The organism is Streptomyces sp. UG1 (genome assembly GCF_049974585.1).
In the GTDB taxonomy this organism is placed as follows: Bacteria; Actinomycetota; Actinomycetes; order Streptomycetales; family Streptomycetaceae; genus Streptomyces.
Genome location: NZ_JBNGGG010000018.1, coordinates 69297 through 94963, shown reverse-complemented (window position 1 = coordinate 94963; position 25667 = coordinate 69297). Strand labels below are relative to the sequence as shown.

20 protein-coding genes and 2 pseudogenes are annotated in these 25667 nt (G+C 72.3%); 13 read left to right on the top strand and 9 right to left on the bottom strand.

The genetic code is table 11. The features are described from left to right. Nucleotides 1-223: 223 nt before the first annotated feature. The 4 genes from ACP4J3_RS21180 (at nucleotide 224) to ACP4J3_RS21165 (ending at nucleotide 4981) form a co-directional block, all read left to right on the top strand. The gene (locus ACP4J3_RS21180; RefSeq protein ID WP_426536675.1) at nucleotides 224-1015 is read left to right on the top strand and encodes an RNA polymerase sigma factor SigF; all 792 of its coding nucleotides are present in this window, start codon (nucleotides 224-226) and stop codon (nucleotides 1013-1015) included. Between the two features lie 217 nt (nucleotides 1016-1232). After that, a complete protein-coding gene (locus ACP4J3_RS21175) occupies nucleotides 1233-2543 on the top strand; it encodes a hypothetical protein (RefSeq protein ID WP_426536673.1) in 1311 nt (436 codons plus the stop codon). Nucleotides 2544-2678: 135 nt separating this feature from the next. After that, nucleotides 2679-3926 (top strand): aminotransferase class I/II-fold pyridoxal phosphate-dependent enzyme, encoded by a 1248-nt coding sequence (locus ACP4J3_RS21170; RefSeq protein ID WP_426536671.1) that lies wholly within the window; start codon nucleotides 2679-2681, stop codon nucleotides 3924-3926. Beyond that, on the top strand, nucleotides 3923-4981 hold the full coding sequence (locus tag ACP4J3_RS21165; protein ID WP_426536669.1) for an MBL fold metallo-hydrolase: 1059 nt from the start codon (nucleotides 3923-3925) through the stop codon (nucleotides 4979-4981). The genes ACP4J3_RS21170 and ACP4J3_RS21165 overlap by 4 nt, the downstream gene beginning before the upstream one ends. Nucleotides 4982-5051: 70 nt before the next feature. Here ACP4J3_RS21165 and ACP4J3_RS21160 read toward each other — a convergent pair whose 3' ends face one another. Together ACP4J3_RS21160 and ACP4J3_RS21155 are read right to left on the bottom strand one after the other, a co-directional pair. Next, a complete protein-coding gene (locus ACP4J3_RS21160) occupies nucleotides 5052-5672 on the bottom strand; it encodes a DedA family protein (RefSeq protein ID WP_426536667.1) in 621 nt (206 codons plus the stop codon). Further along, the gene (locus ACP4J3_RS21155; protein ID WP_426536665.1) at nucleotides 5669-6442 is read right to left on the bottom strand and encodes an MBL fold metallo-hydrolase; all 774 of its coding nucleotides are present in this window, start codon (nucleotides 6440-6442) and stop codon (nucleotides 5669-5671) included. The genes ACP4J3_RS21160 and ACP4J3_RS21155 overlap by 4 nt, the downstream gene beginning before the upstream one ends. Before the next feature lie 83 nt (nucleotides 6443-6525). Between ACP4J3_RS21155 and ACP4J3_RS21150 the strand changes: the two genes are divergently transcribed. The 6 genes and pseudogenes from ACP4J3_RS21150 to dnaK all read left to right on the top strand — a co-directional run bounded on the left by ACP4J3_RS21150 (nucleotide 6526) and on the right by dnaK (nucleotide 14596). Beyond that, on the top strand, nucleotides 6526-6933 hold the full coding sequence (locus ACP4J3_RS21150) for a hypothetical protein (protein ID WP_426536663.1): 408 nt from the start codon (nucleotides 6526-6528) through the stop codon (nucleotides 6931-6933). A 183-nt stretch (nucleotides 6934-7116) separates the two neighbouring features. Next, nucleotides 7117-9114, top strand: coding sequence for an alkaline phosphatase family protein (locus ACP4J3_RS21145; protein ID WP_426536824.1), 1998 nt, complete (start codon nucleotides 7117-7119; stop codon nucleotides 9112-9114). 103 nt (nucleotides 9115-9217) lie between these two features. Then, nucleotides 9218-10274 (top strand): annotated as a pseudogene (locus ACP4J3_RS21140) (ATP-binding protein). After that, nucleotides 10271-12085 (top strand): annotated as a pseudogene (locus tag ACP4J3_RS21135) (DUF2201 family putative metallopeptidase). The pseudogenes ACP4J3_RS21140 and ACP4J3_RS21135 overlap by 4 nt, the downstream one beginning before the upstream one ends. 56 nt (nucleotides 12086-12141) lie before the next feature. Then, a complete protein-coding gene (locus tag ACP4J3_RS21130; RefSeq protein ID WP_426536661.1) occupies nucleotides 12142-12570 on the top strand; it encodes an OsmC family protein in 429 nt (142 codons plus the stop codon). 133 nt (nucleotides 12571-12703) lie between these two features. Next, a complete protein-coding gene (gene dnaK / locus ACP4J3_RS21125) occupies nucleotides 12704-14596 on the top strand; it encodes a molecular chaperone DnaK (protein ID WP_426536659.1) in 1893 nt (630 codons plus the stop codon). Here dnaK and narI read toward each other — a convergent pair. The 6 genes from narI to ACP4J3_RS21095 form a co-directional block, all read right to left on the bottom strand. Further along, nucleotides 14593-15315 carry a respiratory nitrate reductase subunit gamma gene (gene narI, locus ACP4J3_RS21120; RefSeq protein ID WP_426536657.1) on the bottom strand — a complete coding sequence of 241 codons (723 nt, stop codon included), beginning with the start codon at nucleotides 15313-15315 and terminating at the stop codon, nucleotides 14593-14595. The two genes, dnaK and narI, sit on opposite strands and share 4 nt — an antisense overlap. Next, the gene (gene narJ / locus ACP4J3_RS21115; protein WP_426536655.1) at nucleotides 15312-15806 is read right to left on the bottom strand and encodes a nitrate reductase molybdenum cofactor assembly chaperone; all 495 of its coding nucleotides are present in this window, start codon (nucleotides 15804-15806) and stop codon (nucleotides 15312-15314) included. Before narJ ends, narI begins: the two co-directional genes overlap by 4 nt. Beyond that, the gene (locus ACP4J3_RS21110) at nucleotides 15806-17344 is read right to left on the bottom strand and encodes a nitrate reductase subunit beta (RefSeq protein ID WP_426536653.1); all 1539 of its coding nucleotides are present in this window, start codon (nucleotides 17342-17344) and stop codon (nucleotides 15806-15808) included. The genes narJ and ACP4J3_RS21110 overlap by 1 nt, the downstream gene beginning before the upstream one ends. Beyond that, nucleotides 17344-21036, bottom strand: a complete 3693-nt coding sequence (locus ACP4J3_RS21105) for a nitrate reductase subunit alpha (protein ID WP_426536651.1) — start codon at nucleotides 21034-21036, stop codon at nucleotides 17344-17346. The genes ACP4J3_RS21110 and ACP4J3_RS21105 overlap by 1 nt, the downstream gene beginning before the upstream one ends. 77 nt (nucleotides 21037-21113) lie before the next feature. Next, on the bottom strand, nucleotides 21114-21929 hold the full coding sequence (locus tag ACP4J3_RS21100; protein WP_426536649.1) for an SAM-dependent methyltransferase: 816 nt from the start codon (nucleotides 21927-21929) through the stop codon (nucleotides 21114-21116). Between the two features lie 50 nt (nucleotides 21930-21979). Next, entirely contained in the window at nucleotides 21980-22843 is an 864-nt protein-coding gene (locus ACP4J3_RS21095) for a helix-turn-helix domain-containing protein (RefSeq protein ID WP_426536647.1), read from the bottom strand. A gap of 244 nt (nucleotides 22844-23087) precedes the next feature. On the opposite strand from ACP4J3_RS21095, the gene ACP4J3_RS21090 reads away from it, so the two are divergent. After that, nucleotides 23088-23513, top strand: a complete 426-nt coding sequence (locus ACP4J3_RS21090; protein ID WP_426536645.1) for a hypothetical protein — start codon at nucleotides 23088-23090, stop codon at nucleotides 23511-23513. On the opposite strand, the gene ACP4J3_RS21085 is transcribed toward ACP4J3_RS21090, so the two are convergent. After that, a complete protein-coding gene (locus ACP4J3_RS21085; RefSeq protein ID WP_426536643.1) occupies nucleotides 23495-24313 on the bottom strand; it encodes a helix-turn-helix domain-containing protein in 819 nt (272 codons plus the stop codon). The two genes, ACP4J3_RS21090 and ACP4J3_RS21085, sit on opposite strands and share 19 nt — an antisense overlap. Nucleotides 24314-24521: 208 nt before the next feature. Between ACP4J3_RS21085 and ACP4J3_RS21080 the strand changes: the two genes are divergently transcribed. Both ACP4J3_RS21080 and ACP4J3_RS21075 read left to right on the top strand, forming a co-directional pair. Further along, on the top strand, nucleotides 24522-24824 hold the full coding sequence (locus ACP4J3_RS21080) for a 4a-hydroxytetrahydrobiopterin dehydratase (protein ID WP_426536641.1): 303 nt from the start codon (nucleotides 24522-24524) through the stop codon (nucleotides 24822-24824). A 5-nt stretch (nucleotides 24825-24829) separates the two neighbouring features. Next, entirely contained in the window at nucleotides 24830-25573 is a 744-nt protein-coding gene (locus tag ACP4J3_RS21075; protein WP_426536639.1) for a class I SAM-dependent methyltransferase, read from the top strand. Nucleotides 25574-25667 lie beyond the last annotated feature (94 nt).

Genomic DNA, 25667 nt, shown 5'->3' with positions numbered 1-25667 from the left:
ACTGAGCGGCACCGCTACGAGTGACCCGGCGCGCCGCCGGAAAACCCTGGCCCGGGTTTGAGGACCCTGAGTGAGGGCAGGCGGACAACCAGTGCTTCGGACAGGAGGCACGTCCGTGGGATCGGTGATTTTCCCACCACGGGTGTGTCCGGTTCCGGTACGCGCCCGCGCTCCCACGGTGACCGTCCAAGCCAGAGCACAACCAAGGGAGTTGCTACGCAACATGCCCACTTCAGTGAGCGCGAAGCACCACCCGCACGACGACGCCCCCGACACCGCCGACGACTTCCGCAGGCTCGCCTCGCTGCCCGAGGGGCAGCAGCGCGACACCGTCCGCGAACGGATCGTCGAGGCCTGGCTGCCCATGGCCGACCGGCTCGCCGGGCGGTTCCGCAGCCGCGGCGAGAGCTTCGAGGACCTGCGACAGGTCGCGGCGCTCGGCCTGGTCAAGGCCGTCGACCGGTACGACCCCGAGCGCGGCAACGCCTTCGAGAGCTACGCCGTGCCCACCATCACCGGTGAGATCAAGCGGCACTTCCGCGACCACATGTGGACGCTGCACGTGCCGCGCCGGGTGCAGGACCTGCGCAACCGTGTGCGGTTCGCCGTACAGGACCTGCAGACCGTCTCGGGCCGCAGGCCCCGTACGGCCGAGATCGCCGAGCACGCGGACATGAGCGAGGCCGATGTCCGCGTCGGGCTGGAGGCGCTGGAGAGTTTCACCGCCCTGTCGCTGGACGCGGAGATGCCCGGCAGCGACGACGGGTATTCGCTGAGTGACGCGCTGGGGTCGGCCGACTCCGCGCTGGACACGGTCGTGGACCGTGAGGCCGTCAAGCCGCGGATCGCCGCGCTGCCCGAGCGGGAGCGGGCGATTCTGTACATGCGGTTCTTCGGGGACATGACGCAGAGCCGGATCGCGGAGCAGTTGGGCATCTCGCAGATGCATGTCTCCCGGCTCATCAGCCGGTGTTGTCACCGGGTGCGCGAGCAGGTTCTGAGTGACGTGGCCTGACGAGGGCCGGGATACGCCGTAGGAGGCTGGCCAGGGGGTGCGGGTACCGCGGAGCGGCCGCTCCCACCCCTCGCGCGCCCCTCGCGTCACCCGCTCGGCCGTCTCACATCCCGCGAATGGTGTCCGGCCGCGCGCGCCCGGGCGCCGGGCGGGCTGTCATGGCTGCGGGGGCACGACCGCCGTTCCCCCGCAGCCGTCGGCCGAAGGAGCCCACCCCATGCGCCGCACCGCCCGTGCCCTGTCCGTCGCCGCGCTGGCCGGTGCCGCCTTGGGCCCCGCCGCCCCGGCCGCCGCCGCGGACCCGGCCGCGGAGGTCGGCCCCGGCACCGCCTCGCCGGGCGGCAACGTCACCGTCGCGGTCTCCTGCGACGCGTCCGGCGCATCCGCGCCCGCCGCCGTCGAGGCCACCTCGCGGGCGTTCGAGGAGGGCACCGTCGGGCTGAAACGCGTCTCCGCCGACGCGAAGGCCGCCGGGCCGGCCTACGGCGACACCGCCACCGTTCCCCGTGCCGAGAGGCTCGAGGACGCCCCGGACGCGTCCGGCCCGGAATCCGACGGGACGGTCGACGGAGCCTGCCCCGCGGCGGCTGGAGGGGAGGGCAAGGAGTGGAGCGCGTCGTTCACGGCGGTTCGTGAGAGCGGCGGGGGTGAGGAGGGTGCCGGCGAGAGCGGTGCCGGCGCGGACGGCTCTGGTGGGGACGGCTCCGGTGGGGAGAAGGGCAGTGGTGAGGGGGGCGAGGGTAGGGAGGGCGATGTGGAGGGCGGTCTCGGCATGGGGGGTGGCGACATGGGCGGCGGTCTGGGCATCGGCGGTGGCGAGGGCGGCAAAGGTGACGTGGAGGGCGGCGAGGGCATCGGCGGGGGCGACGGCGGCCTGGGCAGTGGCGGTGGGGGCGAGGGCGGCGGCATCGGAGGCGGCGGCCATGCCTGCAGCGAGCCCTCCTCGGGCTGGTCCGGAGCCGGCAAGTCGGAGTCCCACCACTCGGGCAAATCGGAGTCCCACTCGGGTAAGTCCGACGCAGGCAAGAGCGATCCCGGCTGGGGTGCGAGCGATGCCGAGCCGACCGAGCCGGGGTCGGGCGGCGCGGCTGAGTCCGACAAGGCCGAGTCTGGCCGGGGCGGCGCGGGCGAAGTCGGCGAGACCGGGCCAGGCCGGGGCGGTGCGGGCGAAGTCGGCGAGGGCGGGCCAGGCCGGGGCGGCGAGGGCGAAGCCGGCGAGGACGAGCCCGGCTGGAGCACCACCGGATCCGACCAGGCCGAGCCCGGCTGGAGCACTACCGAGACCGACGACGCCGAGCCCGGCTGGAGCGCTACCGAGGCCGACCAGGCCGAGCCGCGCTGGAACGCAGGCGGGTCCCGCTCGGAGGACTGCGGCAGTGGTGTCACCGAGCACGGTGTGCAGGCCGGCACGGGCGGTACCTTCACCGACTCCGTGCCCGCCCTGGTCGTCGGCGGCGTCCTGATCGCGGGCGCGGCCGGCGGCGCGGTGTACCGGCTGCGCCGCCGACCGCCCGGCGCGCGGGACTGATCCGTACGGCCGCCCCGGTCCGCCCCGTGATCGGCGCAACCCTGCGGGCGGCCATGGAGTCGCGCCACCATGGGTACGCAGAGCCGCGGGGACACGTGACGGTCCACCACGGCACCAGGCACAGCGGAGGCACGGATGCGCCGGACGGACCCCGAAGGCCACGGCCCCGTCCGTTACGGGCCGCCGCTCCCGGACGACGGGCTGCCGGTGCTGCCCGAACTGGCCGCCGTGCTCTCCGCCGCCGCGGGCCGGGCCGGGAGCGAGCCCGTCGGCGGCGGCACCGCCCTGCTGGAGGCGGCGTGCGGGTACTGGGGACGGCGAGGACTGCCGACCGAGCCGGAGCAGGCGGTGGCCGGGCCCGGCGCCCCTGCCCTCCTGCTCGCCCTGACCTTCGCGCTCGGCGGCGACGTCCTGGTGCCCCGGCCCTGCGCGGCCTGGTGGGCGCCGTACGCACGCCTGTTGGGCAGACCCGTCTTCCACGTGGCGACGCCGGCCGAGTGCGGCGGCGTCCCGGATCCGTACACCCTTCTGGAGACCGTCCGCCGGGTCCGCGCCGAGGGCGGTGACCCGCGGCTGCTGGTGCTCTCCGTCGCCGACGACCCCACCGCCACCGTGGCCCCGCCCGAGGTGCTGCACGAGACCGTGGAGGCCGCCAGCGGCGAGGGACTGCACCTGGTCAGCGACGAGACCTGGCGCGACACCGTGCACGCCCCGCACGACACCGTGCTGGTCAGCCCCGCCGAGATGCTCCCCGAACAGGTCACCGTCGTCACCGACCTGGCCGGCGCCCACCTCCCGCCCGGCTGGCCGGCCGCGGTCGCCCGCTTCCCCGCGCACGACGCCGGCAACGGCCTCCACGCGCGCGTGCTCGACGTGCTCACCGCGCTCGGCGCCCGCGTCGCCGGCCCCGTCGCCCTCGCGGCCCGCTACGCGCTGGCGGAACCCGAGCCGGTCACCACGCGGGTCGAAGCCGCCGTACGCCTGCACGCGCGCGTGGCCGCCGCCGCACACGCCGCCGCCGTACGGGCCGGCGCGCTGGCACGGCCCCCGCAGGCCGGGCGGCACCTGTACATCGACCTCGGCCCGCTGCGCGCCGGGCTGTCCGCGCGGGACGTCGGCGACGCACAGGACCTGGAGGACTTCCTCGCCGCCCGGCTCGGCATGCCCGCACCCGGCGGGCACCGCTTCGGCGACGACCTCCAGGCGCTGCGCGTGCGGCTGTCCACCGGACCGCTGCTGGCGGGCACCGACGAGGAGCGCGCGGAATGCCTCGGTTCACCCGCGCCGTTGGAACTGCCGCACGTGCACCGCGCGTTGATCCACTTGAGGTCGGTCTTCGACGATCTCCGCGACGACGCTGAGCGATGGGAGTCTCCTCGATGACGCAGCAGTCCGAGTCGCCCACCAGGCGTACGGCCACCACACGCAGGTCCACAACACGTACCTCCACCACCCCTCTCCCGCTGCGGGCCGCACCCCGCCCGCTGGGCGAGCGCCGGGTGTGGCCGCGCACCTTCCACGACCGCCTCACCGCCCCGCTGCCCGGCATCAAGGCCCTCGCCCGCTTCGCCCGCGAGGGCGCCGTACGCCCCGGCCGTGACGGCCTCGCCGACATCCCCCGGCTGCCCTTCGCGCCCGCCCCGGTGCCCCGCGTGGACGCGGGCACGGTCGCCGTCTCCTGGGCGGGGCACGCCAGTTGGGTCGTCCAGATCGGCGGACTGACCGTGCTCACCGACCCGGTATGGTCCCGCCGCATCCTCGGCACCCCGGCCCGCATCACCCCCGTCGGCGTCCCCTGGAGCGCCCTGCCGCACATCGACGCGGTCGTCATCAGCCACAACCACTACGACCACCTGGACGCCCCCACCCTGCGCCGACTCCCGCGCGACACCCCCGTGTTCGCACCGGCCGGTCTCGCCTCCTGGTTCCGCCGCCGCCGGTTCACCCACGTCACCGAACTGGACTGGTGGGAAGGGGCGGAACTGTCCGGCGTCCGCTTCGACTTCGTACCGGCCCACCACTGGTCCAAGCGCACCCTCGTCGACACCTGCCGCAGCCTGTGGGGCGGCTGGGTCCTCACCGCCCCCGACGGCCGGCGCGTGTACTTCGCCGGCGACACCGGCTACGGCCACTGGTTCACCCGCATCGGCGACCGCTACCCCGGCATCGACCTGGCCCTGCTCCCCATCGGCGCCTACGACCCCCGCTGGTGGCTCAGCGACGTCCACTGCGACCCGGAGGAGGCGGTACGGGCGGCTCAGGACCTCGGTGCGAGGCGGATGGCACCGATGCACTGGGGCACGTTCGTACTGTCGGCGGAACCGGTCCTGGAACCGCTCACGCGTGTGAGGGCGGCGTGGGAGAGGGCGGGACTGGACCGCAACGACCTGTGGGATTTGCCGGTTGGTGGCTCACGGGTACTTGATCTCGCCGAGTAAGGGCCGCGCACTCAGGGGCGCGGGGAACTGCGCGCCCAGCCACAAACCACCCGCACCCCGCAACGAAACCTCACTTGGCAGCCCGAACCCGCCTCCACACACTCGGCGCCACACTGATGACCACCGTCAGCGCAACGGCCGCCACCACCCCCTCCCACGGCTCAGCAAACAGCGACCCCCCAAGAATCCCGATCACCTGATACGTCACCGCCCACGCCAGACACGCCGGCAAATTCCCCCGCGCAAACCTCCGCATCGGCCACTTCGCCAGCAGACACGCCAACATCACCGGCAACCTCCCCGCCGGCACCAGCCGCGACAACACGAGCACGGCAACCCCATGCTCGGCCAGCTTCCCCTGCGCCTGTGTGAGCCGCTCCTCCGGCGCGCGCGAGCGGATCGCCTCCAGCCAGCGCGAGCCGTTCTTCGAGCCCATGCCGCGCCGCCCCAGCCAGTACAGCGTCACATCACCGAGGAACGCGGCCGTGGACGCCGTGACGAACACCAGCGCCAAGGAGAACGGCGCCGTCTGATGGAACGCCACCACCGCCGCCGAACTCACCAACGCCCCCGTCGGGACCACCGGCACCAGCGCCCCGATCAGCACCAGCAGGAACAGCGAGGGATAGCCGATCGCCTGCTGCGTGGACTCGGGCGGCACCGTCGTCGAGGCGGCGGCCAGCATCGTCACGGGGCCACCTCCAGGCGCACGCTCTCCCCGTGTGCGAGCCGGTGCACCGACACACCGGGCACGCGCTCGGCGGCCAGGCGCGCGAACTCGTCGCCGGGCGCATGGAATTCATGGGGGCGCACGGCGTCCATGCCGATCGGCCAGTACGTGCCGTAGTGCACCGGCACCGCGCTGCGCGGCCCCAGCCGGGCCAGCGCCTCGGCGGCCCGCCCCGCGTCCAGATGTCCCTCCCCGAGATACGGCCCCCAGCCGCCCACCGGCAGCAGCGCCACCTCGACCGGGCCGACCTCCTTCGCCATCGCGTCGAACAGCCCGGTGTCCCCGGCGAAGTACGTGCGTGCCTCGCCCTCGATGACGTAGCCGAGGGCGGGGGAGCGGTGCCGTCCGAGGGGCAGTCGCCGCCCGTCGTGCCGCGCGGGAACGGCCCGTACCACCACGTCACCCACTGGCGTCACATCCCCCGGCGCCATCTCGGTCACCCGCAGATGCGTGAGCCGACGCAGGCCCGGTACGGCGCGGGGCGCACCCCGGGGCACGAGCAGCAGGGTGCCGTCGGGAAGCCCCGCCAGTGAGGGAACATGCAGGTGGTCGGCGTGGAGATGGGAGACCACGGCCACGTCGGCCCGCCGGGCGGCGGGCGCCGGGAGCGCGCCCCGGCGGCGATGCAGATGCGCGAGCCGGCGCGCGAACAGAGGGTCGGTGAGGACGCGCACGTTCGAGTCCTCGACCGTGCAGGTGGCGTGACCCCACCAGGTGATCTCCACCGGCACTTCTTTGCCTCCTTCGCGCGACTCCCCGAAGCGTACGGGCTGGAGTAGGGTCGGCGGCGAAACCCGGAGGTGAGGGGGGCGCCATGGGGCCATCCATAGTGCGCGTCACGGCCATCGCCAGCCTGACGCCGCTCGAAGAGCTGGACGCCGACCCCTTCCTGGTGGACTCCCGCAGCCAGCACGCGATGTGCGCGCGCTGGGCCGCCGAGCACGGGTACGTCGTCGCGCGCGAGCTTGTCGTACGGGGGCTGCGGGCCGACCACAGCGTGCTGTGGGAGGGCGTCCGGCCCGGACTCGACCTGTTCGTGGCACCCAGCCGCAGGGTGCTGGAGAGCGCCCTGTCGTCCGTGGAGGAGTTCACCGCGGAGTGCGCCCGGCGCGGGGTGCGGGTGGAGACGGTGGGGCGCGCGGAGCCGTCGTACGACGCGCAGATGAAGGCCCGGGTGCACCGGCGGCTGTCGATGCCGACGGCCGGTTACGACGGGCGTTGAGCAGCACGCCTCGCGGTGACTGCCCCGGACCGCTGTCGGTGGCGTGTGCCACGCTGGGGAACGTGAAGGCCCGTTTCGGGGTGGGCCGGGTCGTGAGGTGGGCTGGGCGTGCGTGGGCGTTGGCGGCGGGTTGCCAGTCAGATCGGGCGGAGCATCGCCGTGTGGGCGGTCTCCACCGTGACCATGCTCGTGCTCGCCGGGATCCTGCCGGACTTCCAGTTGCAGTCGGCGGACGGTGACAGCGCCACCCGTATCGCCATCACCGCCGCCCTCGGTGCCGGAGCCTTCGGTCTGCTGTCCGCGCTCGTATGGCCCCTGCTGGTACGGCTCCTGCTCCTGGTGCCGGCCCTCGTACTCGGCCTGCTGGTGTTCTTCCTCAACGGCTCCCTGCTCATCGTCGCCCTGCGCATCGTGCCCTCCGGCGACAGCGAGGCCGCTCCCGAGACCGCCGTCATCGTCGCCGCCGTGATGTCCGCCGTCGCCTCCGCCACCGGCGCCGCCCTGGCCGTACGGGACGACGACGCCTACCGCCGCCGCCTGTACCGCCTCGCCGACCGCCGCCGCCGGGCCCTGCCACCCGGCCCGGCCGGCCCCGGCACCGTCTTCGTACAGCTCGACGGCGTCGGCCACGACGTCCTCCTCACCGCCGTCGGCAAGGGCCTCATGCCCACCGTCGCCCGCTGGCTGGGAGAGGGCACCGGCAACCGCCGCACCCACCGGCTCACCCCCTGGCGCACCGACTGGTCCAGCCAGACCGGCGCCAGCCAGCTCGGCATCCTGCACGGCAGCAACCACGACGTGCCCGCGTTCCGCTGGTACGAGAAGGCCGGCCGCGAGGTGATGGTCTGCAACCGCCCCACCAGCGCCGCCGAACTCCAGCGCCGCGCCATCGACCGCACCGGAGACGGCGGACTGCTCGCCGACGGCGGCGCCAGCCGTGGCAACCTCTTCAGCGGCGGCGCCGACGAGCAGGCCCTGGTGCTGTCCATCGCCACCAAACGGCGCCCCCGGGAGAACCGCTCCCGCGCCGGCTACTTCGCCTACTTCTCCGACCCGGCCAACGCCGTGCGCACCGCCCTGTCCTTCGTCGCCGAGGTCGGCCGTGAGATCGGCCAGTCCACCCGGGCCCGCGCCCGCAAGGCCCGGCCCAGAGTCTCCCGCGGCGGCCTCTACCCGTTCGTGCGCGCCTTCGCGACGGTCGTGGAGCGCGACGTCGTCGTCGCCGCGGTGCTGGGCGACATGTTCGCCGGCCGCAGCGCCGTCTACGCCGACCTGGTCGCGTACGACGAGGTGGCGCACCACTCCGGGCCGTGCGGCCGCGACGCCGAGAAGGTCCTCGAACGGCTCGACCGGGCGCTGGCGTTGATCGAGAAGGCCGCCGAGCACGCGCCGCGCGCGTACCGGCTGGTCGTGCTGTCGGACCACGGCCAGAGCCCCGGCGAGACCTTCCGCGCCCGCTACGGCCTCGGCCTCGCCGACCTGGTGCGGGCCGGCTGCGGGCTGCCCGTGCCACGCCGGGCGCGGCGCACCCACAGCGGCGCCGAGGCCCGCGCCGCCGTGCGCGCGGCGCTGCGCCGGCCCGTCGAGGAGGGCGGCGAGCAGCACCGCCCGTCCCGCCGCTCCGAGCCGATCGTGCTGGCCTCCGGCAACCTCGGCCTGGTCTCCTTCCCGGACGTCCCGCACCGGATGACCAAGGAGGAGATCGACGCCCGCCACCCGGCCCTGCTCACCACCCTCGCCAACCACCCCGGCATCGGCTTCCTGCTCGTGCGCAGCGGGCGGCACGGCGGGGTCGTGCTCGGCGCGCACGGCGCGGAGATCCCCCTGGACCGACTGGACGACGACCCCGGTCCGCTGGAGGTCTTCGGGCCGGGCGCCGCCGACGCCGTACGGCGCACGCACTCGTTCCCGAACACCGCCGACATCATGGTCAACTCCTCCTACGAACCGGACGACGGCGAGGTCCTCGCCTTCGAGGAGCAGATCGGCTCGCACGGCGGACTCGGCGGGGCGCAGGGCAGGCCGTTCCTGCTGTCGCCGATCGTCTTCTCGACGCCGGTGGACGACGGGGAGGACCTGGTCGGCGCCGAGCAGGTGCACCACGTACTGCGCCGCTGGCTGAGCGAATCGACCGGCCCCCAGGTGCCCTTGGAGACGGAGCCGGAGGAGCGGGCCGCATGAAAATTCGGATGACGGCCGCAACCATCAATTGAGAACCTCGACGGCGAGCAACCACATCCGCGAGAGCGGCGCCGGTTTAGGCGCAAAGAGGGGAGCCCCTGCTTTGCAGGCCGCCGTCACCGTCACGCCCTCCCGTGTCCCCGAAACTGCTCCTCGGCCTCGCCACCGTGCGGCCGGTCTTCCTCTGGGGCGCCCCCGGCATCGGAAAGTCCTCCCTCGTACGGGACTTCGCCGAGTCGCTCGGCCTGGAGTGCGTGAGTCTGCTCGGCACCCAGCTCGCGCCGGAGGACCTGATCGGCGTGCCGCAGATCCGCGACGGGCGCTCGGTGTTCTGCCCGCCCGAGGCGATCGCCCGCGACGAGCCGTACTGCCTGTTCCTGGACGAGCTGAACGCGGCCACCCCTGATGTGCAGAAGGCGTTCTACTCGCTGATCCTGGACCGCCGTATCGGCACCTACGAACTGCCCAAGGGCTCGATCGTCATCGGCGCCGGAAACCGGGCCACCGACAACGCCCTCGCCCGGCCCATCGCCTCCGCCCTGGTCAACCGCCTCACCCACGTCCACCTGGAGGCCTCCGCCAAGGACTGGCTGACCTGGGCCGCGAACAACGGCATCCACCCGTGGATCCTGGACCACCTCACCGACCGCCCCGACCACCTGTGGTCCAAGCCGCCCAAGACCGAGGAGCCCTTCTCCACGCCCCGCTCCTGGCACATGCTCTCCGACGCGCTGCACTCCTTCGGCCAGGGCCTCGACGAGGAGACGCTGAAGGTGCTGGCGCACGGCACGCTGACGCACGCCACCGCGTTCTGCGGCTATGTCAAGATCGTGCGCAGCCGGTTCGGCATCGAGGCCATCATCAAGGGCGACGCCCGCTGGCCGCACCGCATGGAGGACCGCGACCTGCTCTACTACCTCGCCGAGTCCTTCCGCGGCCGTCTGATCAAGGAACTGCCCGTGAGCAAGGACCACATGTCGGCGAGCGGGCGGCAGACCGCGTACCGCGCGAAGTCGCTGCTGGTGCAGCTCGCGGAGATCTCCGTCGAGGTCGCCCAGAGCGTCATCGCCTCCGACGCCGACGGCAACCCGGTGCTGCCGTCGTGGTTCCTGGTGGAGGCCGCCCGGGACATGCCCCGGCTGGTCGAGGCGCGGCGATGAGCCGTACCCACGACAAGGGCAAGCCCAAGAAGAAGCGGGACCTGGCCGCGGAGGCCTTCGCCGAGGGGATGCGGCTGGTGCGCGCCAACCCGGCGCTCGCCGCCGTCGAGTTCACCGTCTGCCGCCAGGAGAAGTGCGAACAGGCGCCCCGCGACGGCCTCGTCCGCGTCGACTCCGACGGCGCTCTGCACGTCGACCCGCACCTCCCCCACGCTCGAACCGACTCGCGCGGGGGGACCCCCACCGCCGAACCCGCCACCTGGGCCTGGGCGATCGCGCACGCCGTCCTGCACCTCGGTTTCGGACACGTGCCCTCCAAGACGGGCACGCCCGTACAGCCCGACCGGGCCGAACTCGCCGCCCGCTGCGCCGTCGTCAACCGCTTCCTGCTCACCTTCCCGGTCGGGCAGGCCCCCGACCACCTGCCCCTGAGCTACCCCGACGGCGACGAGGAACAGCTCGCCACGCGCTGGCGGCGCGACGGAATCCCGGCCGGGTACGAGCGCTGCGGCACGGCGGGACCGGAGCCGGACCGTCTCCACCGCGATGGACATGGCGGGCGGCCGCCGCGACTCCATGGACGGCGAACCGGTCAAGAAGCGGCCCTGGCAGTGGGCGCTGGAGTGGTTCATCACCTCCTACCCTCCCCCAGAGGGGGGACCCCCAGCTCGGCGGCATCGCGGGCCGGCATCAAGCTGGTCGCCGACGCCGGACTCGCCCGCGCGCACGGCATCGCCGTCGCCGCCGTCAACGCCGAGGCCGGCGAGATCTACATCAACCCGCTGCGGACGTTCGAGGACGAGGAGTGGCGGTTCATCCTCGCCCACGAGATGCTGCACGCCGCCCTGCGCCACGGCGACCGCTGCGGCGCCCGAGACCCGTATCTGTTCAACGTCGCCTGCGACTACGTCATCAACGGCTGGCTGCGCGAGATGCAGATCGGGGAGATGCCCCAAGGGCTGCTGTACGACGCGCAGTTCAGCGGCCTGTCCGCCGAGGAGGTGTACGACCGGATCGCCGGCGACCCGCGCCGGATGCGCCGGCTGGCCACCCTGCGCGGCAAGGGCGTCGGCGATGTGCTCGGCGCACCGCTCGGCCCGCCCGGAGAGTACGTCGACCTCGACGAGTTCTACCGGCGGGGCCTGTGCCAGGGCCTCGACCTGCACCAGCGGCAGGAGCGGGGCTTCCTGCCCGGCGGCCTGGTCCAGGAGATCCGCGCGCTCAGCCATCCACCGCTGCCGTGGGATGCCCGACTGGCCCGCTGGTTCGACGAGTTCGTGCCGCGTCCGGAACCGGTCAGGACGTACGCCCGTCCCGCGCGCCGCCAGGCGTCGACGCCCGACATCCCGCGCGCCGGCCGCTACTACCCGCCCGAGGAGATCGCCCGCTGCACCTTCGGCGTGGTCCTGGACACCTCCGGCTCCATGGGCGCCGGCCTGCTCGGCAAGGCGCTGGGCGCGATCGCCTCGTACGCCGAGGCACGGGACGTACCGGCCGCGCGGGTGGTGTTCTGCGACGCGGGGCCGTACGACGCCGGGTATGTGCCGGTGACCGACATCGCGATGGGGGCACCTCCCAGGCCCTTAAGGCACTGGGGGAGGGTGCGGGTGCGCGGCCGGGGCGGTACCGTCCTGCAGCCCGGGATCGACCTGCTGCAGCGGGCGGACGACTTCCCGCCGGGCGCGCCCGTGCTGGTCATCACCGACGGCTGGTGCGACGTCCTGCGGGTGCGGCGCGAGCACGCGTATCTGATTCCCCCGGGCCGTCGACTGCCGTTCACCCCTCGTGGGCCGGTCTTCCGGGTGCAGTGAGCCGGAGTGTGATCGGATGGTGCCCCAAGGAAACACCAGAATTGGAAGGACTCACCGTGGCAACCACGCGCTCCGCACACACCGTCTGGGAAGGCAACCTGCTCGAGGGCAATGGTGTCGTCAACTTCGACTCCTCCGGTGCCATCGCCGCGCAGCCGGTCACGTGGGCCTCGCGCTCCGAGGAGGCCAACGGCAAGACCAGCCCCGAGGAACTGATCGCCGCCGCGCACTCCAGCTGCTTCTCGATGGCCCTGTCGCACGCCCTGAACGGCGCCGGCACCCCGCCCACCAAGCTGGTCACCTCGGCCGACGTGAGCTTCCAGCCCGGTGAGGGCATCACCGGCATCCACCTCACCGTCGAGGGCACGGTGCCCGGCATCGACAACGAGACGTTCGTCGCCGCCGCGGAGGACGCCAAGAAGAACTGCCCGGTCAGCCAGGCCCTGACCGGCACGACGATCACGCTGTCGGCGAAGCTGGCATAGCGCCCCACCGGGGGCTGAGCGACCGCTCAGCCCCCGTTTGGGTCCCGTCCCCCGGGCCACCCGTCCCATTGACAAGAACCCACTCAAGTTTTGTGCTGGAGTTCAAGAGGTGCCCTGGCGGAAGGGGACAACGATGGCACGCGCGGTCGGGATCGATCTCGGGACCACGAACTCGGTGGTCGCCGTCCTGGAGGGCGGCGAACCCACTGTCGTCGCCAACGCGGAGGGGGCCAGGACCACACCGTCGGTCGTGGCCTTCGCCAAGAACGGCGAGGTACTCGTCGGTGAGGTGGCCAAACGGCAGGCGGTGACGAACGTCGAGCGCACCGCCCGCTCCATGAAGCGGCACATGGGCGAAGCGAACTGGCGCTTCCCGGACCAGGGCGACATCGACGGCAGCCGCTACCGGGCCCAGGAGCTGTCCGCCCGGGTGCTGCAGAAGCTGAAGCGGGACGCCGAGTCCTACCTCGGTGAGGACGTCACCGACGCGGTGATCACCGTTCCCGCCTACTTCGACGACGCCCAGCGGCAGGCCACGAAGGAAGCCGGGGAGATCGCGGGCCTGAAGGTGCTCAGGATCATCAATGAGCCCACCGCCGCCTCCCTCGCCTACGGACTCGACCGGGGCGAGGAGCAGACCGTCCTGGTCTTCGACCTCGGCGGCGGCACCTTCGACGTCTCGCTGCTGGAGATCGGCGAGGGCGTCATCGAGGTCAAGGCCACCAACGGCGACACACACCTGGGCGGCGACGACTGGGACCAGCGGATCGTCGAGCACCTGGTGAAGAAGTTCAAGGGGCAGAACGGCATCGACCTCGGCAACGACAAGATGGCGCTGCAGCGCCTGCGCGAGGGTGCCGAGAAGGCCAAGATCGAGCTGTCCAGCTCCTCCGAGACCACGATCAACCTGCCCTACATCACCGCCTCCGCCGAGGGCCCCCTCCACCTCGACGAGAAGCTGACCCGTGCCCAGTTCCAGGAACTGACCGCCGACCTCCTCGACCGCTGCAAGACCCCCTTCCACCGGGCGGTCAAGGATGCGAACGTGAAGCTCTCCGCGGTCGACCACGTCATCCTCGTCGGCGGCTCCACCCGGATGCCCGCCGTCACCGACCTCGTGAAGGAACTCACCGGCAAGGACCCGCACAAGGGCGTCAACCCCGACGAGGTCGTGGCCGTCGGCGCGACCCTCCAGGCCGGCGTCATCCGCGGCGACGTCAAGGACGTCCTGCTGCTCGACGTCACCCCGCTGTCCCTCGGCATCGAGACCAAGGGCGGCATCATGACCAAGCTCATCGAACGCAACACCACGATCCCGACCCGGCGTTCGGAGATCTTCACCACCGCCGCCGACAACCAGCCCTCCGTCGGCATCCAGGTCTACCAGGGCGAACGCGAGATCGCCGCGTACAACAAGAAGCTCGGCGTCTTCGACCTGACGGGTCTGCCGCCGGCGCCGCGCGGGGTGCCGCAGATCGAGGTCGCGTTCGACATCGACGCCAACGGGATCATGCACGTCTCCGCCAAGGACCTGGCCACGGGGCGGGAGCAGAAGATGACGGTGACGGGCGGGTCGGCCCTGCCGAAGGACGACATCGACCGGATGATGCGGGAGGCCGAGCAGTACGCAGAGGAGGACCGGTCACGCCGAGAGGCGGCGGAGACCAGGAACCAGGCCGAGCAGCTCGTCTACCAGACCGAGAAGTTCATCCGGGACAACGAGGACCGGGTCCCGGCGGACACCAGGACCGAGGTCGAGTCGGCGATCACCGACCTGAAGCAGCAACTGGAACAGAACGCCGAGACGAGCGCCCTGCGCACCGGCGTCGAGAAACTCGCCACGGTCAGCCAGAAGATGGGCCAGGCGATGTACGCCCAGTCCCAGCAGGCACCGACGGACGCCGGGGCCGGCGCGGGCACCGAACAGGGCGCGGCGCAGGACGACGAAGGTGTGGTGGACGCGGAGATCGTCGACGAGGAGAAGGAGCAGGGGGACCAGCGGGACCAGAGGGGCGGGGCGGCCTAGGATCCCGCCTTCTCCCAGCCCCGCCGCTCCGGCCGCGGCCCCAGGTCCCCGGGGTCGCGGCTGCGGTACACGAGGTACGGCCGGAACAGGTACTGCACCGGAGCGCTGAACATATGGACCAGCCGTGTGTACGGCACCAGCGCGATCAGCGCCATGCCGATCACCGTGTGGATCTGGTACAGCACCGGCACGCCCGCCATCCGGACCGGGTCCGGCTGCAGGGTGAACAGGCCGCGGGCCCAAGGGGCGATCGACTGGCGGTAGTCGTAGCCGTCTCCGGAGACGTGCGCGAGCTTGGCGACCATGCCCAGCACGATCGCGGCCAGCAGGACGACGTACATGAGCTTGTCGTTGGCCGTCGTCGCCCGGAACACCGGCGCGTTCGTGCGGCGGCGGTAGATCAGCAGCGCGATCCCGGCGACCGTCAGCACCCCGGCCGCCGTACCGCCGTAGAGGGAGAACAGGTGGTAGGTGTGCTCGCTCACGCCCAGCGCGTGTGTCCAGGACTCCGGGACGAACAGGCCGACCAGATGGCCGACCAGCACGAACAGGATGCCGTAGTGGAAGGCGGGCGAGGCGATGTTCAGCAGCCTCGACTCGTAGATCTGCGAGGAGCGGGTGGTCCAGCCGAAGCGGTCGTAGCGGTGGCGCCAGAACAGGCCCGCGAGCAGCAGGGCGAAGGTGACGTAGGGCAGGACGCCCCAGAGCAGTGTCGTCATGGGCGCTTCCCGGTCCGTGCGGTCGGCAGGGTGGCGCACACGGCGTCCAGGACGGACGCGTACGGTGTGCCGAAGTCGGTGAGCCGGGCGCGGAGCTGCTCCAGGCACTCCTGGTGCTCCAGCAGCAGGTCGGTGTTGCCGGTGCGGGAGGTGAACTCCAGTACCGCCGGCAGGAAGTCGGGCAGCTCCTCGCCGGCGAACTCCAGGCCGTGCTCGCGGTACAGCTCCTTGAGGCGGACCAGCGACATGCCGCGCCGCCGGGTGTCGCCGTCGCTCCACCACGTCAGGTACAGGCTGTGGCGGTTCTTCAGGTCGAAGACCTCGACGTAGTGCGCGGCCAGTTCCTCGGGCGGGGTGACCGCGGCGTGGTCGGTGAACTCCCGCAACTGCGGGGCGGCCTCGCGCAGCAGGGGCAGCCGGGCGTGGAAGTCGTCGTCGGGGTAGGTCAGGCAGAGCGCGGCTGCCTGGTAGAGCACCTCGAAGGAGGGCATCAGGCCTCCTCTGCGTCGGGGGTATGGGTCACGGCGGCCGGGTCGGAGGTGTCCGCGGTCTGCCGTCTGCGCAGCACGTGGAAGTTCTCCACCGACACCAGCGGCAGCAGTTTGCGGCCCGAGTCCTGGCCGAACGGGCCGCTCCCGCCCATCCCGGGCCCGCCCTCGTAGTCGAGGCTGCACCCCTCGGGGAGCGCCGACTCCTCCAGGCGCCGGGCGTCGGCGACGGCCGCCGTCGGAATGACGTACCGGTCCTCGTACTTGGCGACCGCCAGCAGCTTGTACATGTCCTCGAGCTCCCCGGCCCGCATGCCCACGGCCTCCGGCACCGAGGGATCCGGCTCCTCGCCGAGGTTGACCGACCGCATGTGGGAGCGCATCGCGGCGAGTTTCTCCAGCGAGGCGCGCACCGGTGCGATGGCCCCGGCCGTGAACATCTCGGCCAGGTACTCCAGCGGGATGCGCAGGCTGTCGATCGCGCCGAACAGGTTCCCCGCGTCCTCGCCGTCGTGCCCGGTCTCCGCCAGCACGTCCACCACCGGGGACAGCGGCGGGATGTACCAGACCATCGGCATCGTGCGGTACTCCGGATGCAGCGGAAGCGCCACCCGGTACCTGCTGATCAGCGCGTGCACGGGCGAGCGGCGGGCCGCCTCCAGCCAGTCGTACGGGATCCCCGCCTCCTCGCAGGCCCGCCGCACCTCCCTGTCCTCCGGGTCGAGGAAGATGTCCAACTGTGCCTCGTACAGGTCCCGTTCGCGGGGCACGGAGGCGGCCGCCGTCACCCGGTCGGCGTCGTACAGCACCACCCCGAGATAGCGCAGCCGGCCCACGCAGGTCTCCGAGCAGACCGTCGGCAGACCGACCTCGACGCGCGGATAGCACAGCGTGCACTTCTCGGCCTTGCCGGTGCGGTGGTTGAAGTACACCTTCTTGTACGGGCATCCCGTCACGCACATCCGCCAGCCCCGGCAGCGGTCCTGGTCGACGAGGACGATGCCGTCCTCCTCCCGCTTGTACATCGCCCCCGACGGGCACGACGCCACACAGGACGGGTTGAGGCAGTGCTCGCAGATGCGCGGCAGATAGAACATGAAGCTCTGCTCGAACTCGAACCGCACCTTCTCCGACGCCTGCGTACGCGTCCGCTCCACCATCGGATCGAGGTCGCCGTAGGCGGGGGCGCCGCCGAGCGGGGCGTCGGTGAGGTTCTTGTAGTCGTAGGTCCAGGGCTCGTAGTAGTCCTTGATCTCCGGCAGTTCGGGGTTGGAGAAGATCCCGGCGAGCTTGCGGAAGCGGCCGCCCGCCTTCAGCTTCAGCGCCCCGCGCCGGTTCAGCTCCCAGCCGCCGCGCCAGCGCTCCTGGTCCTCGTAGCGGCGTGGATAGCCCTGGCCGGGGCGGGTCTCGACGTTGTTGAACCAGACGTACTCCATGCCGCGCCGGTTGGTCCACGCCTGCTTGCAGGTGACCGAGCAGGTGTGGCAGCCGATGCACTTGTCGAGGTTCATCACCATCGCTATCTGGGCCATCGGACGCATCAGTACTCGACCTCCTGGCTGCGGCGGCGGATCACCGTCACCTCGTCGCGCTGGTCGCCCGTCGGGCCCAGGTAGTTGAACGCCCAGGAGAGCTGGGCATAGCCGCCGACGAGATGGGACGGCTTGAGGAGCAGCCGGGTCAGCGAGTTGTGGATGCCGCCGCGCCGGCCGGTGGTCTCGGTGTTCGGGACGGCGACCGTGCGTTCCTGCGCGTGGTGCATATAGACGGTGCCGTGCGGTATGCGGTGCGAGACGACGGCCCGGGCGGTGACCACGCCGTTGCGGTTGACCGCCTCGATCCAGTCGTTGTCGACGACGCCGATCGCGTCCGCGTCCTGCGGGGACAGCCAGATGTTCTGGCCGCCGCGGGAGAGGGCCAGCATGAACAGGTTGTCCTGGTACTCGGAGTGGATGGACCACTTGCTGTGCGAGGTGAGGTAACGGACCGTCACCTCCCGCTGTCCGTCCGGGCCGAGGCGCGGCTCGTCGAACAGCTTGTTCATGTCCAGCGGCGGCCGGTAGACGGGAAGCGCCTCGCCCAGTTCGTGGATCCAGTCGTGGTCGAGGAAGAAGTGCTGGCGGCCGGTGAGGGTGTGCCAGGGCTTGAGGTGCTCGGTGTTGAGGGTGAAGGCGGTGTAGCGCCGCCCGCCCGACTCGCTGCCCGACCACTCCGGCGAGGTGATCACCGGCACCGGCGCGGCCTGCGCGTCCGCGTACGTGACCCGCTTGCCCTCGTGCTCGGCGGCCAGGTGCGCCATCTCCTGCCCGGTGCGCACCTCAAGGGTTCGGAAACCCTGGGTGGCGAGACGGCCGTTGGTGGTGCCGGACAGGGCGAGGATGGCGTTCGCCGCTTTCACGGCCGTGTCGAGGGAGGGGCGGCCGTCGGCCGTGACGCCGTTCAGGTGCCTGAGGTGCTCGACCTCCTCGTCCGGACGCAGCGTGATGCCCTTCGCGGGCAGCCCGAGCCGCTCCACCAGCGGCCCCAGCGCGGCGAACTTGGCGCCGATCGCCGTGTAGTCCCGCTCCACGACGGTCAGGTTCGGCATGGTCTTCCCGGGCACCGGGTCGCACTCCCCGCGCCGCCAGTCCCGGACGACCCCGCCCGGCTGGGCGAGCTCGCCCGGGGTGTCGTGCTGGAGCGGAGTGGCCACCAGGTCCTTGCGCACCCCCAGATGGCCGACGGCCAGCTCACTGAGCCGCTCGGCCAGCGCCTTGAACGTGTCGAAGTCGGTGCGCGCCTGCCACGGCGGGTCCACGGCCGGGGTGAAGGAGTGGACGTAAGGATGCATGTCCGAGCTGGACAGGTCGTGCTTCTCGTACCAGGTGGCGGCGGGCAGGACGACGTCCGACAGCAGCGTGGACGACGTCTGCCGGAAGTCCAGCGACAGCAGCAGGTCGAGCTTGCCCTCGGGCGCCTCGTCGCGCCAGGTCACCCCGCGCGGCCGTACGTCCTCGGGCGCCTCCTGAACCCGGAGCGAGGAGTGGGTGCCCAGCAGGTGCCGGGTGAAGTACTCCGCGCCCTTTGCCGACGAGCCCAGCAGATCGGCCCGCCACAGCGTCAGCACCCGCGGCCAGTTCCCGGGCGCGTCCGGGTCCTCGCAGGCGAACTTCAGCGTGCCCGCCCGCAGTTCGGCCACCACCCGCGCCACCTGGTCGCCGAACACCTCGCCCAGCTCCAGCGGATTGCGGTCGAAGGTCGGATACGACGGCATCCACCCCGCCCGCGCCGACAGCGCGAGACAGTCCGCGCCGGTCATCCCCCGCAACCGCCCCGCACCCAGCGGCGAGGTGAGGACGTCCGCCGTGAACCGGTCGTAGCGCCACTGGTCGGTGTTGAGGAACCAGTACGCCGTGCCGATCATCTGCCGCGGTGGCCGCGACCAGTCCGACGCGGCGGCGAGCGTGGCCCAGCCGGTCACCGGACGGCACTTCTCCTGGCCCACGTAGTGCGCCCAGCCGCCGCCGTTGCGGCCCTGGCAGCCGGTGAGCTGGAGCAGGGCGAGGAAGGCGCGGTAGATCGTCTCGGAGTGGAACCAGTGGTTGGTTCCGGCGCCCATCAGGATCATGCAGCGGCCCTTCGACTGCTCGGCCGTGCGCGCGAACTCCCGTGCGATCCGTATGCACTTGAGGGCCGGGACGGAGGTGTGCGCCTCCTGCCACGCGGGCGTGCCGGGCGCGTCGGCGTCCTCGTACGACGTGGGCCAGCAGCCCGGCAGCCCTGGCCGCGCCACGCCGTACTGGGCGAGCAGCAGGTCGAAGACGGTCGTCACCAGCGGCCCGTGGGCACCGCCCAGCTTGGTCGCCGGCACTCCACGCCGTACGACGCCCCCGCGTCCCTGCTCGTGCGGGCCGCCCTCGGTGTCGAAGCGGGGCAGCAGCACCTCGACACCGGCGGCGACCTCGCTGCCGTACAGACTCAACCGCGGGCGTATGTCGCCGAGTTCGAGGTTCCAGCGGCCCTTGCCCGACTCGGTCCAGCGAAAGCCCAGGGAGCCGTTCGGGGCGACCGCGCGCCCCGAGGTCTCGTCCAGGACCACGGTCTTCCACTGAGCGCCCTCGACCTCCTGGCCCAGATCCGAGGCGCGCAGGAACTTGGCCGGGACACGCGCCCCGTCCCGCTCCTCCAGGGTGACCAGGAAGGGCAGATCGGTGAACCGGCGTACATAGTCCGCGAAGAACGGTGTCTCGCGGTCGATGAAGAACTCCTTGAGGACGACGTGCCCCATGGCGAGGGCCAGCGCGCCGTCCGTGCCGGGGTGCGGGTGCAGCCACTCGTCGGCGAACTTGGCGTTGTCGGCGTAGTCGGGGGCCACGACCACGACCTTCTGGCCCCGGTAGCGGGCCTCCGCCATCCAGTGCGCGTCGGGAGTGCGGGTCACCGGGACGTTCGAGCCCCACATGATCAGATACGCCGCGTCCCACCAGTCGCCCGACTCCGGTACGTCGGTCTGGTCGCCGAAGACCTGCGGAGAGGCCACCGGCAGGTCGGCGTACCAGTCGTAGAACGACAGCATCGGGGCGCCGATCAGGGAGTGGAAGCGGGCGCCCGCCGCGTGCGACACCATCGACATCGCGGGGATGGGGGAGAATCCGGCGACCCGGTCGGGGCCGTAGGTCTTGATGGTGTGGACGTGGGCCGCCGCGACGATCTCGACCGCCTCGTCCCAACTCGCCCGCACCAGCCCGCCCTTGCCGCGCGCGCGTTGGTAACGGCGGCGGCGCTCGGGGTCGTTCTGGATGTCGGCCCAGGCGAGGACGGGATCGCGCAGCCGCTCCTTCGCCTCCCGGTACATCGTCAGGAGCACACCGCGGACGTACGGGTAGCGGACCCGGGTGGGGGAGTAGGTGTACCAGGAGAAGGCGGCGCCGCGGGGGCAGCCGCGGGGCTCGTGCTCGGGGCGGTCGGGGCCGACCGACGGGTAGTCCGTTCGCCGGGTCTCCCAGGTGATGATGCCGTCCTTGACGTACACGTCCCAGCGGCAGGAGCCGGTGCAGTTCACCCCGTGCGTGGAGGTCACGACCTTGTCGTGGCTCCAGTGATCCCGGTAGAAGGCGTCCGCCGCCCGCCCGCCGGTCAGCCGGAGGCTGTGCAGATCGGGCGCGGTCGTGCCCGGCCGGAAGAACCTGCCGGCCTTCAGCAGCGCCGCGCCCGGCTCGGCGGGCGGGGTGGGCGGTATCCGGGTGTCGGTCACAGGCGCTCCCTTGCTTGCCCTGGTCCCGAACCTAGGGCGGGGCAGGGCAGCGCACCTGTTCACGGCACCCGTACGGGTCAGGGCTTGCGGGCGACCCCCGCGTAGACGGGCACGATGCCCTCGGCCTGGGCCGCCACGTCCTGAGGCCCCGGGCGCCAGCCGTAGACCGGGATGACGCCGGGGCCGAGCAGTTCCAGGCCGTCGAAGAAGCGGGAGAACTCGGCCAGCGAACGCGGGAAGAAGGGGGTGCCGCCGCGCCGGAAGTGGTTCGCCGCGTTCTCGATGGCCTCGGGGCTGAGGTCCGGGGTGACCTGGGACAGGATCAGATAGCTGCCCGGGGCGAGCGCGGCGACGTATCGCTCCAGCAGCCCGTACACGTCGTCGCCGTCGGGGTCGTCGCCCAGGTAGTGGGTCAGCGCGACCAGCGACAGCGCGACCGGCCGGGTGAAGTCCAGCAACTCGCCGGCCCGGCCCAGCAGGGCGTCGATGTCACGGACGTCGGCGTGCACGTAGTCGGTGCCGCCCTCGGCGGATCCCTGCAGCAGGGCCTCCGCGTGCCGCAGCACGATCGGGTCGTTGTCCGCGTACACCACCTTGGCCTCGGGGGCGACGCCCTGCGCCACCTGGTGCAGATTGGGCTCGGTGGGGATGCCCGTGCCGATGTCCAGGAACTGACGGACGCCGGCCTCGGCGACCGTGCGCACCGCCCGGTGCATGAAGCGGCGGTTGGCCCGCGCGCCGCGCAGGACCGTGTCGTCCACGGCGAGGATCCTGCGGGCCAGCTCCTCGTCCACCGGGTAGTTGTCCGTGCCGCCCAGCCACCAGTCGTAGACGCGGGCCGGATGCGGCCGACTGATGTCGACGCGGGCGGGCGAGGCGTCGGATCCGGTCATGCGGCGTGCTCTCCTCGGGGGTGTCGGCCTGCCTGCCAGGGCTTTCCGTCTCAGAACTCCTCGCGGAACTCCCGCAGGATCTTCTTCGTGCGCTCGGCCGACGCGGCGCCCGTGGACATGTGGTCCAGGACCTCCAGATGCGCGGCGACCTCCTTGCGGGAGTCCAGATACAGGGCGCCGCTCAGGTACTCCGTGTAGACCATGTCGGGCAGCTCCGGCTCGGCGAACCGGAACAGCGTGAACGGCGCGTACGTGCCCGGGTGCGGGCCGGCGGCGAACTCGGCGATCTGGAGGGTGACGCGGTCGCGCTCGGCGAACACCAGCAGCTTGTCCACCTGGTCGCGCATCACCTCGGGCCGGCCGCTCACCGGGCGCCGCAGCACCGTCTCGTCCATGATCACCCACAGATGGGGCGGGTCCGGGCGCTCCAGCAGTTCCTGCCGTGCCATGCGCAGGGACACATGCCGCTCGATGTTCTCCGGCCCCGTCTGCCCGATCGTGCCCGCCCGCAGTACGGCGCGGGCGTACTCCTCGGTCTGGAGCAGTCCGGGCACGAAGTGCGGCTCGTAGGAGCGGATGAGCCGGGCGGCGCCCTCCAGGCTCACATACAGGCTGAACCAGTCCGGCAGCACATCGTGGAACCGCTGCCACCAGCCCGGCTGGTTGGCCTCCTCGGCCAGCGTGACGAACGCCGCCGCCTCGTCCTCCGGTACGCCGTACGTCTCCAGGAGCACCTGTACGTACGGGATCTTCAGCGCGACCTCGGCCGTCTCCATCCGCCGCACGGTCGCCGCGGCCACCCGCAGCACCCGCGCGGCCTCGTCGCGCCCGAGTCCGGCCGCCTCCCGCAGCTCCTGCAAGCGTCTGCCCAGCACCACCTGGCCCACGGTGGGCGCGGGTCGCCGCTCACTCACGCCACGCCTCCCCTACGCGCCGAAAGTACGCGGTGCAGTCTGCCATGTCCGGTGCAAGCGCTCACAGGGGTGTGTGCCGCCGATGGAGCCGGGTTCCCGGGCCCCTGCCGTCATTACCTCCGGCGTAATCGACCCTCCCGCCCCCCGCGCGGCACCGTGGAGTCGCCGGGTTCCGGGCCGGCGCACTCCGGGCCGGGACCCGGGCCCACCAGCGCCACTCGACCTCGACGGAGGGTGATCCACCATGTCCGCCACCTCGCTCGCCGCGCTCGCCCGGACCTCCGACCCGCAGACCGTGCTGCGCCGCTTCCTGGCCCTGGACGCGGTGGTGACCGGGGCGAACGGGCTCGCCTATCTCGTGGCGTCCGGCCCGCTCGGCCGGTTCCTGGGAGTCGACTCGACGCTGCTGCTCGCGCTCGGCGCCTTCCTCGCCGGGTACGCGGCCGCCGTCGGCCTGCTCGCCTCCCGCGCCCGCCCCGCGGCCCTCCCCGTGCGTGCCGTCGTCGAGGCCAACCTCGCCTGGGCCGTGCTGAGCCTCCTCGCGCTGGTGCTGTGGCTGTCGCCGACCGCGGCCGGTGCGGTGTGGACCGTGTTGCAGGCGCTCACCGTCGCCGGGTTCGCTGCGCTCCAGTACGCCGCCCTGAAGGCCCGTCAGGGCAGCAGCGACTGAAGGTACTTGACCGTCGCCGGGTCGGCCGGGAGCAGCGTCTCGATGGCCAGCTCCGCGACGGTCACGTCCATGGGGGTGTTGAAGGTGGAGATGGACGAGATGAAGGACAGGACGCGGCCGTCGTGCTCGACCTGCATCGGCAGCGCGAAGGACGGCACAGGCTCGGCCGGCTCCCCGGCGCCGGGCGGCTGCTCCGGTACCGGGTAGGCCGCCACCTCCTCGTACAGCGCGCGCAGCGGTTCGGAGCGGTGCAGGGCGATCTGCCGCTCCATCTGCGCGAGGAGATGGCCGCGCCACTCCCGCAGGTTGCGGATGCGCGGCGCGAGACCCTCCGGGTGCAGGGTCAGGCGCATGGCGTTGAGCGGGGGCTGTAGGAGGTGCTCGGGGATGCCGTCGAGCAGCATCAGGATGCCGCGGTTGGCCGCCTGCACGTTGTACATCGCGTTCACTACGAGCGCCGGGTACGGCTCGTAGCCCTGGATGAGCTGCTCCATGCCCGCGCGCAGCGCGTCCAGCGCCGGGTCGTCCAGCGGGGTCTCCGCGAAGCGCGGGGCGTAGCCGGCGGCCAGCAGCAGCGCGTTGCGCTCGCGCACCGGCACGTCCAGGTGCTCGGCCAGCCGCAGCACCATCTCCTCGCTCGGCCGGGAGCGGCCCGTCTCGATGAAGCTGATGTGCCGGGCCGAGGAGTCCGCCCGCAGCGCCAACTCGAGCTGGCTGACCCGCCGTTGCTCGCGCCAGGCCCGCAGCAACGGGCCGACGCCCTGGCCGGAGGGGGTGACGGCGGACGGGAGGGTGGTCATGAGTACGACCATAGTCCGCTCGGCATGTGCCGAGTGTCGCACAGATGTGCGCATACCTCCGGCCCGGGACCGGATCGCCCCGCCCGGCGATGATCTCGCCGCCGCACGTGTGCGCCGCTGACCAGCGGGCAAGCGTCTGACCAGGGCCGTCGCGCCCGTGCTGTGGCAGGCTGAAGACGAACCCTCCCGTTCAGGAAGGAGCGAGGCCATGCCCCTCGAACCGCTGTCGCAGAAGGAGATCGAGGACCGGCTCGCGGAGCTGCCGGGCTGGTCGCAGGACGGCGACCGCATCGCCCGCTCCTACCGGCTGCCCTCGCACTTCGCGGCCACGGCGATGGTCGTGCACATCGCCCAGGTCCAGGAGGAGCTCGACCACCACTCCGACCTCACCCTGGGCTACAACACGGTGTCCCTCACCGTGAACACGCACACCGTGGGCGCCGTCACCAAGCGCGACTTCGCCCTCGCCCGCAGGATCGAGGACCTCGCCCCCGGCCACGGGGCCCAGTGAGACCGGTGCTGGACTACCACAAGGAAGCGGAGCGGTACGACGCCTCGCGGGGCGGCGAGCCCAGGGCCGCGGCCGCCGCGGAAGCGGTGCTGGGACTCCTCCCGGACGGGACCCGGCGCCTGCTCGACGTCGCCTGCGGCACCGGCATCGTCACGCGCCGGCTCGCCGCCGGGCGGGACGGTCTGTCCGTGACCGGCGTCGACCTCGAGCCCGCGATGGCCCGGCAGGCGGCCGCCCGAATGCCCGGCGCCGTCGTGCTGGGCGACAGCCGCAGGCTGCCCGTGCGGGACGGGCTCTTCGACGCCGTCAGCAGCGTGTGGCTGCTGCACCTGGCGCAGACCGCCGAGGACGTACGGACCATCGTCGGCGAGTGCGCCCGGGTGCTGCGGCCCGGCGGGGTCTACGTCACCACGGTCGACAAGGCCGCCGCGCACAACGTGGGCAGCGACATCGACGCCGTCATGGCCTCCCGCCCGCGCCGCCCGGCCCGGGACGCGGCGGCCCTCGTCGAGTCGTACGCCCTCGGCCACGGTCTGGTCCCCGCCGGGCAGGCCCGCTTCACCGGGCGCGGCCAGGGCCGCAGCCCCCGCCGCACCATCGCCGACCTGCGCCGGGGCTGGTTCCTCACCGTGCCGCCCGGCGGCGCGCTCGCCGACACCTTCGCCGCGCGCCTGGCGGAACTCCCGGACCAGGACCGCCCCCGGCCCGAGCCGGTCTTCAGCCTGCGGGCGTTCCGGAAGCCCGACTGAACCGTCCAGGACCAGGGCCCTTCTGGCCCGAACTGGCCGAAATACGCGGCAACTTGCGCACGCACCGCGGCGACCGAGGGAACGGAACCCGTCC